Here is a 15,447-nt window from a genome sequence, read left to right as displayed (position 1 = left end):
CGGTCAGGCCTCCCGTACCCGGAGCTGGTGCTCGTAGCTGAAGACCAGCGCGTGCCGGTCCAGCGCGATCTTGGTGGTGGGCTCGCCGCGCTGCCCGTTCACGGGGTCCGCGGGGAAGAGGCGTACGTCCTCCACCAGGTCCACGCCCGCCACCTGTTGCAGTACGGCGAACGCCTCGCCCGACTGGATCGGCCGGCCGAACGGCCAGCCGTCGCGGCCCGGTCCGCCGCTCAGCGGGTTGAAGTAGCTGTAGAGGGCGGTCAGCGCCTCCTCGCGCACCCGTTCCAGCACGACGCCTCTGCGGGCCTGGACCGAGGCGACCACCGTGACCCCTTGGTAGAAGGGCCGCTCGACCACCAACCGGGCGCCGATGGGCCGCCGTTCGTCCAGATGGCCCGCGATCAGGGCGAGGGTCTGCTGCGGCGGGATGAGCTCGTCGAACTGGATCCGGCCCTGCTCGTCGCTGCGCCCGGCCGGTACGACGAGCAGCCGCACCCCGCCCGCCTCGACGTCCGAGTCCTCGCCGGCCGGGATGCACTGCACCCGGGCCGCGTCGGGTGCCACCTCGCGGGCCAGCAGTTCGTAGTCCTGCGGCACGACGGCCCGGCGCAGGGTCCGCAGCGTCATCGGCCCGCGCACCCGGGCGTTCTCCACCGTCTCGCCGTCGACCCCGCCGAGCGCCGGGCGGCGGTTCTCCACCCGGGCCACGTACGGGATGGCGCTGCGCAGCACCCGGAGCGTGGAGGTCGCGACATTGCCGCGCAGCCCTCCGCCGGTGCGGTACGAGCGCACGCGTACGGTGGCGCCCTTCGGCGGCACCTTGCCGTAGTAGCGGATGGAACCGTCCCGTTCCCGTACCGCCGGACCGAATTCGACCCGGCCCGAGTTGGGATCGAGCGTGATGTGCCGGTCCTCGGGGCCGGAGAGCGCGAAGTCGTCGACCCGGGTCCATTCCGTGCCCTGCGGGCCCCCCTCCGGATCCGCGACCTCGACGACGAAGTCGCCGGGGACGACCGGCGGGCGGCTCACCGTGAAGGTCTGGCCGGGTACCCCCTCGGCCGGGCCGAGCACCTCGTCGGTCACGGTCTCGGCGTGCACGGCCCCGACGGTCGCGCCGATCGTGAACGCGGTGATCCGGCGCACCACCGGGGGCGCCATGTAGGTGGGCTGCCCCGGGGCGGCCTCCACCAGGCGGCAGCGCAGCCAGCCGCCGGTGCGGCGTACGACGACGAGGGGTGTGTGCCCCTCCGGAACGTGCAGGATCAGCTCCCCGGACCGGTTGAAGCCGCCGGTGTCGTCCTTCTCGATCTCGCAGGCCGTCCAGGCGCTGCCGTTCCAGGCCTCCCAGACCAGCGGCGGGCGCAGCGGGTCCACGCCGACGCCCTCGACCGCGCAGTCCAGCCGCAGCACGACGACGCCCGAGGGGACGGCCGCGGACAGGCCCACGTAGAGGGCGTCGCCGGGCGCGGGCGTGGCGCCGAAGCAGGGCACGGACCGGCCGAGCGCGAGTTCCTCGGTACGGTCCAGGGCGTCGCCGGACGTCGGCCAGGTGGCGAGGTGGGCGAACTCGCAGGGCACTATGGACAGTTCGCCGACGGTCGTGAAGACCACCGCTTCCTCGGTCTCCGTGCGCACGGTCGCGACCTCCGTGCCGGCCCGCACCCGCACCGGTTCGGGCTGCGGCGCGGAGAGCCGGAACGTCACATCGGTGCGGGCGGCCGTGGGCTGGTGGAGCCGGACGCCGATCAGGTCGAGGAAGGTCAGATAGCTCTTCTCCGGAACCCGGTTCACCCGGTAGACGAGCTGGTCGACCATGGTCGCGAAGGCCTCGATGAGGGTCACGCCCGGGTCCGACACATTGTGGTCGCTCCACTCGGGGCAGCGCTGCTGGACGAGCCGTTTCGCCTCGTCGACCAGGCCCTGGAAACGGCGGTCGTCCAGATACGGGCTGGGCAGCGTCACGCGCCGTCCACCTCCTCGTGCTGCGGGATCACATAGAACGGAAAGACCAGGTTCCGGGGGTCGTTGGCGCCCCGGACGGTGTAGCCGATGTCGATGTACAGGACCCCGTTGTCCGCCTCGTCGAACCGGACGACGACCTCGGTGACCTCGATCCGGGGCTCCCACCGGTCCAGCGCGAGACGCACCTCGTACGCGAGCTGCCCGGCCGTGCCCGCGTCCGCCGGGGCGAACACGTAGTCGTTGACGGCGCAGCCGAACTCCGGCCGCATCGGCCGCTCGCCCGGTGATGTCGCCAGGATCAGCCGGATCGACTCCTCCAGCTCGTGCTCCCCGCGCACCAGGGCGATGGACCCGGTGGCGTCGGTGCGCGGCGGGAAGGCCCAGCCCGCGCCGATGAACTCCTGCCCCATGGACGCTCAGCCTCCGATCAGCACCGTCGGGCACCCGGACACGATGGGTGCGCCGCAGGCGGCCCGGTCCCCGACGCGGGCGGCGGGCTGCCCGCCGATCAGCACCGTGGTGCTGCCGGGCGGCGCGATGGCGGACGGGGCGTGCACCGCGGGCGGCGGCGACGCGCACAGGTGCGGGGTGCCGACCGTGGCGGCGGGGAGCCCGCCGATCAGCACGGACGGGACGCCGGGGGGCCCGACCGTGCCGGGGTGTCCGGTGGGGTCGCCGACCCGTGCGGCTGCCGCCGCGGCTGCTGACATGGCAGTCCGTTCCTCTCGCTCAGCGCGTCCGCGCGGTCAATTGATCTTCACCATGGGTGCGTTGATGGCCAGGGAGGAGCCGCCCTTGATGTCGGTGCGCTGCGTTCCGTTGACCGCGACCTGGGCGCCCCGGACGTCGACCGTGCCGCCGGTGGAGAGCTTGACCTCGCCGTTCCCGCCGTCGACGCTCACTCCGCTGCGGGACTTCAACGTGACGCTGTCACCGCTCAGTTCGAGCGTTCCCTGCCCGCCGTCCAGCGCGACCCCGCGGGCCGCCTTGATCGACACCTGCTGCTTGGCCTCGATGTTCACGCTGCCGTCGCTGTTGATCACGATCACGGTGCCCTTGCGGTCCAGATCGATCTTCAGCTTTCCGTCGCCGGTGAGCAGGCGTACGCCCTGCGGCCCGTTGGCGTCGTCCAGGATCTCCAGCTGGTTGCCGCTCTTGGAGGCGATCGAGCGCCGGTTGACGGCCCCGCTGGTCGGGTCGACGAGCGGGCCTCCCGGGGTGGACTCCGAGGCGGGTCCCGGGGCCGATCCCGAGGCGGACGATTCGCCGGTCACGGCTCCGGCCACGTCTCCCGCCCCGCCACCGTCAGTGCCTGTGCCTGTGCCTGTGCCTGTGCCTGTGCCTGTGCCTGTGCCTGTGCCTGTGCCGCCACCGCCTGTGCCTGTGCCACCGCCTCCGCCGCTGCCCTGCGACGGCCGGTCCTTCCCGTTGTACAGACCGGCGAGGACGTACGGACGGTCCAGGTGCCCGTGCTCGAACCCCACCAGCACCTCGTCGCCGACCTCGGGGATGAACGCCTCGCCGCCGCTCGTCCCGCCCGACTGGGCCGTACGCGCCCAGTCGCTCGCGTACTCGTCCGACAGCCAGGGAAACCGCACCTTGACCCGGCCCGAGCCCTCCGGGTCATGGGTGTCCGTGACCGTCCCGCTGACCAGTCCCGCACAGCGCGACCCGCCTCCGGCCCCCGCGCCGGACCCGCCGGAGCCCGGCCCTCCGCCGGTCAGCCCGAACAGCGAACGCTCCTGCTGACCGGAGACGGTGAGCCAGGTCTCGTACCCGCGCACCGGATCGAAGACGTGCCGGGACGACGTGACCGTGTACCGCCCCTCGAACGGCGCGCCCACCGCGTTGAGCGCCACCGCGCTGCCGGCCCGCACCTCCGGGTTCCCCCGGATCACCGCCTCCAGCTCCGCGAACGACCCGGCGATCCGCTCGGCCAGGGCCTTCGCCGCCTGGTCCACCTGCGCCTGCGCCCCGTACGCCGCGTCCGTGACCACGAAGCGCGCCTCGCCGAACGGCGCGGACACCTCGGCCGCGCTCACCCCCAGCTCCAGCGTCGCCGACTTTCCGGCGGGTGCCCGCCCGACCAGTGGCTGCTTGGTCTTGACGTCCCAGCCGCGCACCTCGACCTCGGAGACCTGCTCGGCGGACGACACCCCGGCCCGGCAGCGCAGCAGATTGCTGCCCATCTCCAGGACCAGCGGATTGCGGTCGGCCCGCGCCGAACCGTCCGGTGCGCCGCTCGCCTCGGCGGGCCGGGTGATGTGCAACTGGCCGTCGAGCACATACGCCTGGGCGCCCGCCTCCTCGGCCAGGTCCCGGATGAACTCCCAGTCCGTGATGTTGGGCTGGGCGATGTGTTCGAGCACGGGACCGGCCACGTCGACCTTTCCCGGCTTCAGTCCGGCGCGCTGGGCGACCTGGGCGCAGATGTCGGCGAGCGTCATGTTCTGGTAGCTGGCCACCCGACGTCCGCGGAACAGCCGGTGCGACTCGTCGAGCCCGCGTACGACGGTGAAGGTGCCGGTCTCGTCGAGCTCCACCTCCAGGGCGGTGACGACCCCCTTGAGCAGCGGCTTCGGTGCCGAGCTGCCGCCCGCCCGGGCCAGCAGCCTGGCCTCGCTGCCGATCTTCAGCCCGGTCTGCTCCAGCAGCACCCGGTCCGGGTCGCGGAAGCGCAGGAGGAACAGGTCGGGCAGCGTCCGGCTGTCGTCGACATACCCCTCGACCAGTGTGTTCACGAACTTCGGCGGCAGCGGACTGCCACCGAACTCGACCACCAGCGCCGTCGCGACGCCCGGCTGCGCCATCAGGACCGCCCTCCGTCCCGGCCCTCTTCGAGCCGGCTCAGCTCGTCGAGTGCGGGGAGCAGCAGTTGCCGTCCGGGGGCCAGCCGCATCGGGTCGTCGATCCCGTTCGCCTCCGCGATCACCCGCCAGGCCGCCGGGTCGCCGTACTCGCGCTGGGCGAGCGAGGGCAGCGAGTCCCCGGCGTCCAGCCGGTGCACCCGGCGGGCCGCGAGGGCGCCCGAGGTCGGGTTCTGGCCCGGGGTGTCGCCGCTGATCTCCTCCATCGTCACCTGGCAGACGGCCCGGATCGGCACGCCCGACGTGGTGAACAGGGTGTATTTCGCCTGCACTTGGCTGACGTAGCCCGGGAACCCGGTCAGCCCGCCCCAGTGGAAGACCACCCACGGCGGCGAAGAACGCTGCTGCTGACGGGTCTCGTTGGTCGGCACGCAGCAGGCGAAGAGCTGCTCGACGGAGGTCACCACCCGGGTGTCCTGGGTGTCGCTGGCGTCGAAGAACATCTCCACGGTGAGCTTGCTGGGCTGCGAGCCCTGGTACTCCGGTGGTCCGGAACTCTTCGCGCCCTTGGCCGGACTCCGCTTCCAGGAAGCGGCCTTGGTGAGGCTGAGCTCCTTGGGGTTGAACTGGAAGTCGATCCGCCCGCACGGGCCGCCGGGGGTGAGGCCGCCGCCGGTCGGCGGGGTCCGCAGTTCCAGGTAGGCGTGCTCCAGCTTGGGCCTGGCCGAACCTCCCTTGCCCGCCTTCGCGGCCGACGCCCCGGACGTACCGGCGGCGCTGAAGGCGATGGGGCCCGCACCGCTCACGACGCTCAGCCCTCCATCACATAGCCGTGATGGGCGATCTCGATCGTCTCCATCGCGACCTTGGGCGATTCGGGGGTGAAGGAGGGCCCGGTCCAGCGGACCGGCACGACCTCCAGCAGCCCCCACTGGGCCACCTTCTGCCCGTCCCCGGTCCGCGCCTCGATGTGCGCCGTCTTCCGGGTGAACCCGGTCGTCATGGTGGCGAACCAGCGCGCCACCTTCTCGGTCTCCTTGGTGAGCGGCCTGGACAGCTTGACGTTCGAGTACTTCAGGCGGGTCGGCAACTGCCACAGATGCCCGTTGTTGCCGCCCTCCTCCCGTGTTTCGAGCACCACTTCACAGCCCAGCCCGTCGCATGTGTTGAACGATCCGAGCTCGATGTCGTCGATCGTGACGACGAAGCAGACACTGACGGCGGGATCGTTCTCCTGGGCGGTGGCCATGGTCCGTACCTCTCGATCTCAGTGCCTGGTGTGGATTTCAGTGCCTGGTGTTGATGAGGAATCCCGCCCGTTCGCGTTCCAGCCGCAGATCCGCCTTGAAGAGCCTGCTGAGCGGCGCGTACAGGGCGCGCACCAGCTCGTCGGTGACGACCGGCGCTCCACCGGAGGCGGGGGCGGCCCCGGAAGCGCCCGGCGCGCCGTGGGCCTCGGCCGTCGGCCCGGGTTCCGGTTCCGGCTGGGGCTCCGGATCGGGTTCGGGTGCGGGCTCCTGGGGCGGATCCGGTGGCGGTGGTTCCTCGGTCGCCGTCTCGCGCTGGACAACAGGTGGCGCGTACGGCGGCGGCGTCGACCCGAAGACGACACTGCCGTCGGCCATCCGCTGAGCCACTCCGGCGGCCACGGCGACCGAGCCGGCCGAGGTGAACGAGGGCGCGGAGGGAGTGTGGCCGCGGGACGGTGCGGCATGGCTACCGGAACCCGGCAATGAACGAGGCACCGGCGGCCCCCCGACTGCCCGACGCTGCAGGGCAGGAAGCGGCGGCGAAGGCGCACCCGCCGCTTGCCCCGGGGACGCGGCGGTACGTTGCAGAGCAGCCGGTACGGATGGGGTCACCGCCATCGACGGCACCCCGGACCCGGTGGACGTCCAGCGCACCGGAACGGCATCGGACAGGGCCGGCAGCACAGATCCGGGCGCCGGCCCCACGCCGGCGGGAGCAACCGCTGCCGCACCGTCCGCAGCGGAACGCTGTACGGCGCCCACCCCACCGCTCTGCCTGTTCTGGAGCGTCAAGGGCCGGTCGGCGAGCAACGGCGCGACCGGGTCGGTGGCCGGGGGCGGCGACAGGGGTGCCTGTGCGGGCACGGCAGGGGTCCGCTGCACCGCGGGCGTGGGAGCCGCCGGTGTGGAATCCGACGCGGCGGGGAGCAAGGGGGAGTCGCCGAGCAGCGGAGCGGTGGGCCCGTCGGAGTCGGAGGCCGGCTCCGGGGCCGCAGGCACCTGAGCGGCCTCGGGGACCTCGTCGGCCCCACCGTCCGCCACGCTCCGGGCAACCGGAATCACCCCGGAATCCGCACCCGGACCGTCGACGGCAGCCTGTCGCTGCGCCGTCGGCGGCAGCGCGGACATGGGAGCACCGAGACCGGGCGCACGCCGGGGCGGGTCCCCGGCCGGAGGCAGCACCGAACGCTGAACGGGCGGGGGCGGCAGCGGGATCGAGGTCGAGGGCCCGGGTGCGGCCGATTCGGGTGCCGACTCCGGAGCCGAGGCCGGTACAAAGGCCTGCTCGCCCACCAATTGGCGTACCGGCAACTCCGCCACGTCCGACTCCCCGGCCGATGTCATGGGCGAAGCCACCGCGGGCACACCACCCGCGACAGCACGCTGTACGAGCACGGGCAGGGGTACGGACAAGGGCGCGGACCGAGCCCCCGTCGGCAGCTCCACCGAGCGCTCCACGGACCGCTGCACCGGCAACGGACGATCCGCGGTGACCGGGGTGGCCGGGGCGGTGATCCCGTGCACCAGCCCGGTGGGCGCGTCCGGGCTGACCAGATGCCCGAGGGGCGTACCGAGCGAGGTGTCCTGCCGGGTGGAGAGCGACCCCTGGAACCCGGAAGGATCGATGACCAGATCCTGAGTGCCCAGGGTCCGCTGGATGGGCGGCAGTTCAGCCAGGTCGACCCGCTCGCGCGGCACGGCCGGCGGAGCCGCGCCCGCGCTGCCCGTCTCCGTACCCCCGCCCGTCTCCGTACGCCCGCCGCCGCGCAGCCAGGACATCAGGCCCATGGATTTTCCCGCCCTCCCTGCGCTGTTCGCTACTGCCCGTTGAGGCGAGCGATCTCTGCGACGAACCTCAGTCGTTCCGGGTGTTCCAGGTCCAGCAGCTCATCGAGCGGCCAGTGGAAGTGATAGGCGAGGTACGCGACCTCCTCGTAGAGCAGGTCGGCCGCGTACGTCACGATTCCCCCAGGCGGCCACCGGCGAGATTCACCGCGAACTCCTCCTTGCAGGCCGGGCAGGAGACGGCGGCGCGGGTGTGCCCCTCGGCGTTGATCCGCCGGTAGAAGTCCTGGAGGAAGGCCAGGTCGGAGGCGAAGAGGTCCTCGATGATGCCGGGGTGGATGTCGTCGATCGTGCCGATCCGGGTGACGACCCGGGCGATGAGCACGACCGAGAGGTACGCGGAGTTCTCGCGCACCCGGTCGTCCCGCAACGGCACGAGTTCGTCGCGCGCGGTCGCGAGCCGCATGACGCCGGTGTGGTGCACGGCGCCCGCATCGTCGACGTACCCGCGCGGCAGCTCGAAGGTGAACTCGGTACGGAGCGGCTCCCGTTGGCCGGACCGCCGTTCCGACCCCCCGGCCGGAACCGAAGCCGGGGCCGGAGCGGGCGTCTCTGTCGTACGTCGCATCAGTCGAGTTCCATGCTTTCGTACGTGATCGCGAGCTTCTCCGTCAGGACCGAGGTGTCACCGGCCTTGAGGGTCCCGATCTCCAGTGACTTCGGCCAGGCGTTGATGAGCTTGTAGCGCTTGATGGCGATGCCCTCGTGGTCGTAGACGATGACCGCACCGTTGCGGCGGGCCGCGGTCATCCGGCCGAACCGGGAGTCCTTGATCCACCGTTCGAAGCTGTTGTCCTCGGTGAGACCGCGGGTCACGGTCACCTCACCGGCCTTCGGCCTGCCGGGGAGCTTCTTGATGGCGTAACGGCCGTCGGCGGTGTTCTGCTTCAGCTCGATGACGTCCTGCTCCATCTTCAGACCGCTGACCTCGGTGATCTGCTTGATGACGACGCTGTCGAATTCGAGGCCGAAGGAGGCTCCGACGGTGCTGTCGAGATCGGGAAGTGGCACAACAGGCTCCTTTACGGCTCTTACCGCTTTTACCGCTTGGTGGACCTCCGGACAGCCGCGCTGCTACGGCCCGGCTCCCGGCGGCGCTACTCGTCGACGCCGCCGGTGCCCCCGGTCAGCTGGGAGAGGCGGAAGACGACGAACTCGGCCGGCCTGACCGGTGCCACCCCGATCTCACAGATGACCTGACCTGCGTCGATGCTCTCCGGCGGGTTGGTCTCACGGTCACACTTGACGTAGAACGCCTCTTCCGGAGTGAGCCCGAACAGCGCCCCCTTGCGCCACTCGTTGACCAGGAACGCCGACACCGTGCGCCGGATACGGGCCCACAGGGCGTCGTCGTTCGGCTCGAAGACGACCCACTGCGTACCGGCGAGGATCGACTCCTCCAGGTAGTTGAAGAGGCGCCGGACGTTGAGATAGCGCCAGGCCGGGTCGGAGGCCAGCGTGCGTGCGCCCCAGACCCGGATGCCGCGCCCGGGGAAGGACCGGATGCAGTTCAGCCCGATCGGGTTGAGCAGATCGTGTTCGCCCTTGGTCAGCTGGGTCTGCAGGGCGACCGCACCGCGTACGACCTCGTTGGCGGGTGCCTTGTGTACCCCGCGCGACTCGTCGTTGCGGGCCCAGACCCCGGCGATGTGGCCGCTCGGCGGTACGAGTCGGGCGCGCCCGGACGAGGGGTCGGCGACCCGGATCCAGGGGTAGTAGAGCGTGGCGTACTTGGAGTCGAAGTTGGCGCGGTCGGTGCGCCAGGCGCGGATCTGCTGCGGGCTCAGCCCCGGCGGCGGGTCGAGAATGGCGACGCGGTCACCCATCAACTCGCAGTGGCTGATGAGCCCCTGCTGCACGGCGATCACCGACTCCAGGTCCAGCAGCCCGCGTTCGTACGCGCTCATCAGGTCCGGCACGGCGATGGTCGTGACCACTTCGACCGCTTCGAGCCCGCCGAGACCGGTCCGCCGGTCGGGATCGCCGACGTACAGCTCGGGGGTCAGCGCCCCGGCGGCGGGCGATGCGGGCGCGGCGGGAGCCAGCGTCACGCTCTGCGTCGCGGGCCTGGCCGGGGCGGCACCGCGCCCGGGCTCGCGTATCTCGATGAGCTCCGACTTCGCGTTGACCCGGGTGGCGACGTTCTCCTTGCTGCGCTTGGTCGTGACGCTCGGGTACGTCTCCGCGACCTGCCCGTCCCGCTTCACGATCAGCTGGAAGACGTCGGAGGGCGGATCGTCCCCCTCCACCTCGGTCACCTCGACGGTGACCTCCCCGGTCACACCGGGGCGGGGCTTCACGGCGTACGGCCCGAGCTGCGTCTCCGACCCGGCGGGCAGCCGCCCGGCGGTCCCAGCGCTCTCGTCCTCGGCCGGGAGCTCGGTGCCGTCGTCGATGCGCACCACGTAACAGACGCCGCCGCCGTTGGCGAAGAACCCGTACACGGCGGACGCCAGATACGTACCGTCGACGAAGTCACCGAACGTGCCGGCGAACTGGCTCCAGTTGGTGATCAGCGTCGGCTCGTCGAACGGGCCCTTCTGCGCGAAGCCGACGAAGGCGGCGACCGAGGTGCCCACCCCTTCGATCGGCCGGGATCCGGACTCGATCTCTTCGACGTAGACGCCCGGGGACAGGTACGACGGCATGTGAGTCTCTCCTTGGCCGGGGAACGCCCGCAATTCTTGCGACAGCCGCGATCACCGGGAACGGACACACGGCCGCCCACCCGTGCACCGGCCCCTGCCCGATCAGGCAACGCCGTCGTGCTGTACGTGCCGCCGGGCGCTGCCCCCGACCGCGGTGCTCCTGCCCTGCGTACCGCACGGGCACTGCGCACACCCTGGGACGCCGACAGGGACATGTGCGGCCGGGAGGGCGGATGAAGGCGGTTCCGGAGAAGGACCCCGCCTCCGCGTCCGTGTCCGACGGCAGAGGCACCCCCCATCACGAGAACGTGACACTCAAGCCCGAAGTGTCACGTTCGCAAGCACCCCCACCTCACCGCCCGCCGGGCGACCGCCCCGCCCCCGACCCCCGCAGCGTGCAACGCCTGCAGCGCGCGGCGGGCAACAGGGCTGTCTCCCGCCTGGTCGCCCAGCGCTACACGGCCCCGGTGAAACCCTCCCCCGCCCAGGCTCCCGGCTTTCGCAAGGTCAAGGCGGATGTGGCGGCCAAGAAGGTCCGCCTGGCCGCACACGCCCCCGCCGCCACCGAGTCCAAATCGGCGCAGGACGCGGCCGTCGCACCCCCCGACGACAAGGAGGCCCAGGGCAAGGCGGCGAACGCCGAGAAGATGAACGCGGCGAAGCCGGGGGAGTTCAACAAGCAGGCGTTCATCGACGCGGTGAACAAGGCGATCGACTCCCAGGCCCCGAAGAACCTCGACCAGGCCGACAAGTTCTCCAAGTCCGGCAAGGCCGACCAGATCAAGGACGAGGTCGACGGGAAGGTCAAGGACGGCAAGGAGTCCTCGGCCAAGGACATCGACACGGCGACGAAGGCCCCGCCGGACACGTCGGCGGCCAAGGACAAGCCCGTCACGCCGATGACCCCGGACCAGGCGCCCGGCAACCCCGGTGCTCCGTCCGCGGCCGACGCGGTCCCGGACAAGCAGCCGGCCGCGGTCACGGACTTCTCGCAGGGCCCGGCCGCCAACGACCAGGCGATGGCGGACGCGGAGGTCACCGAGGACCAGCTCGCCAAGGGCAACGAGCCCGAGTTCGACCAGGCCCTGTCCACGAAGAAGACGGCGGAAGCGGACTCCGCGAAGGCCCCCACGAAGGGCAAGGCGGCCGAGACCCAGCAGCTGAACACCGCCAAGGCCGGGGCAGCAGCCTCCGGTGCCCAGGCCATGGACGCCCTCACCGCGACCAGGACTTCGGCCGGCAAACAGGTCGACGGCGGCAAGGGCGAAACGAAGTCCAAGGACGAAAAGAAACGCGCCGAGGTAACGGCCAAGCTCCAGAAGGTCTACGACGGCACGAAGAAGGACGTCGAGGACACCCTCTCCGGCCTCGACAAGAAGGTCGACGAGGCATTCACCTCGGGCGAGAAGGCGGCGAGGGACGCGTTCACCGCCGACCACAAGCGCCGCATGAAGAAGTACAAGGACAAGCGCTACTCAGGCATGCTCGGCCCCGCGAAGTGGGCCAAGGACAAGCTGATGGGCATGCCGAAGGAGGCCAACGACCTCTTCCAGGAAGCCCGCAAGCTCTACGTAGCGCAGATGCAGACCGTCATCTCGTCCGTCGCCGACATCATCGGCACCGAACTCGGCAAGGCCAAGGCCCGCATCGCCAAGGGCCGCACCGAACTCAAGGCCGAGGTAGACAAACTCCCCGCAGACCTCCGCGAGTTCGGCCAAGAGGCCGCCACCGACTTCGCAGGCAAATTCGACGACCTCGAAGCCACCGTCAACGAGAAGTCCGAACAGCTCGTCCAAGACCTCGCCCAGAAATACACCGCCGCCCTGAACAAGGTCGACGAGGAGATCAAGAAGCTCCAGGAGGCCAACAAGGGCCTGGTCCAGAAGGCGAAGGACGCGATCGTCGGCGCCCTCAAGACGATCAACGAACTCAAGAACCTCCTGCTGGGCATCCTCGCCAAGGCCGCCTCCGCCATCATGAAGATCATCAAGGACCCCATCGGGTTCCTCGGCAACCTCGTCAAGGCCGTCGGCGCCGGCCTCAACCTCTTCATCACCAACATCGGCGAGCACCTCAAGACCGGCGTCGTGTCCTGGCTGCTGGGCACCGCGGTCAAGGCCGGTCTCGAACTCCCGCAGAAGTTCGACCTCAAGGGCATCATCCAGCTCATCGCCTCCCTCCTCGGCCTGACCTGGGACAACATCCGTGCCCGCATCACCCGCAAGGGCATCCCCGACCAGGCCATGACCGCCGTCGAGTCCTCCGTCCCCGTCGCAAAGAAACTCGCCACCGAGGGCCCCGCGGGCGCCATCAAGGAAATCGAGGCCGAGGCCGGCGACATCAAAGCCACCATCCTCGAAAAGCTCACCAGCTACCTGATCCCCACCGTCATCGTCGCCGGGATCACCTGGATCATCTCCCTCCTCAACCCCGCCTCCGCCTTCGTCCGCGCGGTCAAGGGAATCATCGACATCGTCACGTTCATCGTGAACCAGGGCGCCCAGATCGTCGAATTCGTCAACGCCGTACTCGACGCGGTCATCGCCATCGCCAACGGCGGTTCGGCAGGCGTCCCGAAGATGGTCGAAGCCGCCCTCGCCGCCAGCGTCCCGCTCCTCATCGGTTTCCTCGCCTCACTCCTCGGAATCGGCAGCCTGGCCAACAAGGTCAAGAGCGTCTTCCACGCCGTATCCCGACCCGTCAACCGCGCCATCGACAAAATCGTCGACTTCATCGCCAAGAAGGGCAAAGCCCTCTGGAAAAAACTCAAGGGCAAGAAGGGGGATCCTCATGACCCCAAGGCCGGGAAGTCTCAGAAAGAGCTTGCACAACTGGCCCGCAGAGCGGCGGAGGAGGCTACCCGCCGGGTCGCAGGCGGAGTGTCGCCGACCCAGGCGAAGTCCATACTGCGCGAGATAGAGAGCCGCTACAAGCGCCAGGGACTGACCAGTCTTTCTTTTATAACTGGGACCCACAGTAAAAATTCCGTTCGTATTCGAGCGAAGGTGAACCCAGAATACTCTGCCTCCGATCTAGACACCGTGTCGTTGCCTGGGGACAAGTTTGCAGAACTTCCATGGATCCATGAGGTAAGGGGCTGGGCAACACTGAATGAGGCTGCGGCGAAGATGGAAGTAACCCCCAATGGAGGTGCTGATAAGAAGAAGGAGTGGGCGCCGCCCACCTATGCACGAGGCATCATTTCTTGGAGCGGGAAGAGCGTGGCACAGAGCAGGAACACAAAGACATTCGAGAGCAGCAACATGGAGGCGTCGGACAAGAAATTCATGCGAAGTTATTCCGAGGCACACGGAGAGGAGAAAGTTATTCAGGCGTTCGATCGACTGCTCTGGGGAGACTATGGAGAGGGCAGCCTGGAGGGCGTCGTCATCAACATGGACCTATTCATCAACAGAAGCTCCTGCGTGAACTGTGCAGATTTTATCGCAGAGTTTGTCAGGAAACTTGAGCGGCGCGGGGCCACTGTCGCCGCCAAGGCCAACGTAACAGCACCGTACAGAGGTGGGTCAGTAATCAGCGAAGAGGTTCGGAAGCGGAACGGCGACCTCATCAAACAGTTTGCCAGCAAATCACTTGTCACCCACGAACAGCTTGAGAAGGCCCGCGCGGAGGCGCAGAAGAAGAATCCATCCAAGCCACTACCGGAGCCGAAGGTCAGGCGTTTCTGGGGAACCAGCGAGGAGGACTCGCGCAAGCGAATCGAGGACGTTCAGAAGGAATATAAAGAAGCACAGAATGATATAGCTGAACAGACCGGAGGAAGCGCTGGCGCCGCCAACCCTCCGCCAGTTCCAGACGAACTGCGATGGCATCAACTGCGTGGGACGAATGATACGCAGAAGTTGGGCGTGGCCATCCTCGAAAAGGCAGGCGTGCAAGTTCACGCAATAACCCTTGATTCCATACGCTCAACAAACTTCAACGATAAAGAGATTTCTGCCTTCGACAGCAGTGCCGATCCCTCCGCAGCGGAGATCGCAGAGCTCGCGGCCCGACGACCGGACTACCAGTCCCTGGACGCGAGCGGCGGGGTCGATAAAACGGAGCAGCAGATGAAAATCCTCCGCAAGCAACTCAAGGATCGCGCAAAACAGGTGAACGACTTGGTGGCCGACGAGAGGATTCAGGAAATCCGGCGACAGGCTCAGGAACGCAAGGAAGCGGAACAGAAGGCGGCGCAGGATTTGATGTCAGGCGGGTGAGCCCCGCACATCAGAATACTCGATAGTCGTCGGCACTGATCTGCTCGAGGATCCAGCGCCAGAACGAGGACGCAGTGCCCCAGGCAACCTCATCGGATTCCCGCAGCGAATCGGAAAGCTCCTCGCGCTGGATTGCGACATCTTCCTCGTCGAGAAAATCGAAACGTTCGCGTTCCTTCTCCAGCGTGCAAAGAGCCTCGACATACCTGTCGATCGACGTGTTGATCCGGCGAATAATGTCAGCTTCGGGGACTGCGTAGTAGACATCTCCGGTACCAGGATCGACAAGGATATCTCCCGTGCCCGCGAAGCCGATCCGATACATTGCGCGAATGCGTTCATCCGATTCGATGCCGACTTCTTCACAATGCTCGTCGTACGTCTTCACCCCCTCTTCCAGGCCAGGTACGGAAGAGATCGCGTCCAGCAGGTTCCTGGGAAGTCCGGTATGCATCAGAGTTTGCCCGGCAGGCTGCCGTCGGAGTTCCTCTGGGACCGCTTCCACGGGAAGGAGCACAGTATCTTCTCCGAAAACTTCTACAAGACGTTCACGGGAGACCATTTCCGCCCTTCTGATGCATTTCGTCGAACTCGGCGTGGAAGGAAGAGGTAGAGCTACGTAGGACAGCCCCGTACTCCAGCACCACTACGATATTCCGGCTGGTCGGCGGCCCGATTTGAGTGTAGTCAGATGCTGTCCCTTCGGAACAGA

At 68.7% G+C, this 15,447-nt stretch carries 13 protein-coding genes; 1 reads left to right on the top strand and 12 read right to left on the bottom strand.

The genetic code is table 11. From position 1 onward, the window contains the following. Positions 1-3: 3 nt before the first annotated feature. The 11 genes from OG978_RS21325 to OG978_RS21275 all read right to left on the bottom strand — a co-directional run bounded on the left by OG978_RS21325 (position 4) and on the right by OG978_RS21275 (position 10,512). Positions 4-1,962, bottom strand: coding sequence for a putative baseplate assembly protein (locus OG978_RS21325; RefSeq protein WP_326766757.1), 1,959 nt, complete (start codon positions 1,960-1,962; stop codon positions 4-6). Further along, positions 1,959-2,372 carry a GPW/gp25 family protein gene (locus tag OG978_RS21320; protein WP_124720016.1) on the bottom strand — a complete coding sequence of 138 codons (414 nt, stop codon included), beginning with the start codon at positions 2,370-2,372 and terminating at the stop codon, positions 1,959-1,961. Before OG978_RS21320 ends, OG978_RS21325 begins: the two co-directional genes overlap by 4 nt. 6 nt (positions 2,373-2,378) lie before the next feature. Then, positions 2,379-2,672, bottom strand: coding sequence for a PAAR domain-containing protein (locus tag OG978_RS21315; RefSeq protein WP_326766756.1), 294 nt, complete (start codon positions 2,670-2,672; stop codon positions 2,379-2,381). A 36-nt stretch (positions 2,673-2,708) separates the two neighbouring features. Continuing rightward, positions 2,709-4,772 carry a VgrG-related protein gene (locus OG978_RS21310; RefSeq protein ID WP_326766755.1) on the bottom strand — a complete coding sequence of 688 codons (2,064 nt, stop codon included), beginning with the start codon at positions 4,770-4,772 and terminating at the stop codon, positions 2,709-2,711. Then, positions 4,772-5,575: a CIS tube protein gene (locus OG978_RS21305; RefSeq protein ID WP_326766754.1), complete on the bottom strand. Its 804-nt coding sequence runs from the start codon at positions 5,573-5,575 to the stop codon at positions 4,772-4,774. Before OG978_RS21305 ends, OG978_RS21310 begins: the two co-directional genes overlap by 1 nt. Positions 5,576-5,580: 5 nt before the next feature. Continuing rightward, positions 5,581-6,018: a phage tail protein gene (locus OG978_RS21300; protein WP_326766753.1), complete on the bottom strand. Its 438-nt coding sequence runs from the start codon at positions 6,016-6,018 to the stop codon at positions 5,581-5,583. Between the two features lie 37 nt (positions 6,019-6,055). Beyond that, a complete protein-coding gene (locus OG978_RS21295) occupies positions 6,056-7,807 on the bottom strand; it encodes a hypothetical protein (protein ID WP_326766752.1) in 1,752 nt (583 codons plus the stop codon). A 29-nt stretch (positions 7,808-7,836) separates the two neighbouring features. Further along, the gene (locus tag OG978_RS21290; RefSeq protein WP_326766751.1) at positions 7,837-7,980 is read right to left on the bottom strand and encodes a DUF6760 family protein; all 144 of its coding nucleotides are present in this window, start codon (positions 7,978-7,980) and stop codon (positions 7,837-7,839) included. Beyond that, on the bottom strand, positions 7,977-8,432 hold the full coding sequence (locus OG978_RS21285) for a hypothetical protein (RefSeq protein WP_326766750.1): 456 nt from the start codon (positions 8,430-8,432) through the stop codon (positions 7,977-7,979). The genes OG978_RS21290 and OG978_RS21285 overlap by 4 nt, the downstream gene beginning before the upstream one ends. Continuing rightward, positions 8,432-8,875: a phage tail protein gene (locus tag OG978_RS21280; RefSeq protein ID WP_072488539.1), complete on the bottom strand. Its 444-nt coding sequence runs from the start codon at positions 8,873-8,875 to the stop codon at positions 8,432-8,434. Before OG978_RS21280 ends, OG978_RS21285 begins: the two co-directional genes overlap by 1 nt. 86 nt (positions 8,876-8,961) lie before the next feature. Beyond that, on the bottom strand, positions 8,962-10,512 hold the full coding sequence (locus OG978_RS21275; RefSeq protein WP_326766749.1) for a phage tail sheath family protein: 1,551 nt from the start codon (positions 10,510-10,512) through the stop codon (positions 8,962-8,964). 395 nt (positions 10,513-10,907) lie between these two features. Between OG978_RS21275 and OG978_RS21270 the strand changes: the two genes are divergently transcribed. Continuing rightward, positions 10,908-14,735 carry a phage tail protein gene (locus OG978_RS21270; RefSeq protein WP_326766748.1) on the top strand — a complete coding sequence of 1,276 codons (3,828 nt, stop codon included), beginning with the start codon at positions 10,908-10,910 and terminating at the stop codon, positions 14,733-14,735. A 10-nt stretch (positions 14,736-14,745) separates the two neighbouring features. On the opposite strand, the gene OG978_RS21265 is transcribed toward OG978_RS21270, so the two are convergent. After that, complete coding sequence (locus OG978_RS21265; RefSeq protein WP_326766747.1) at positions 14,746-15,297, bottom strand: SUKH-4 family immunity protein; 552 nt, start codon at positions 15,295-15,297, stop codon at positions 14,746-14,748. Positions 15,298-15,447: the final 150 nt, after the last annotated feature.

The sequence above is a fragment of the Streptomyces sp. NBC_01591 genome, from assembly GCF_035918155.1.
Taxonomy (GTDB): domain Bacteria; phylum Actinomycetota; class Actinomycetes; order Streptomycetales; family Streptomycetaceae; genus Streptomyces.
Note: the sequence above shows the minus strand (reverse complement) of the source record. Positions and strands in the feature narration are given on the sequence as shown.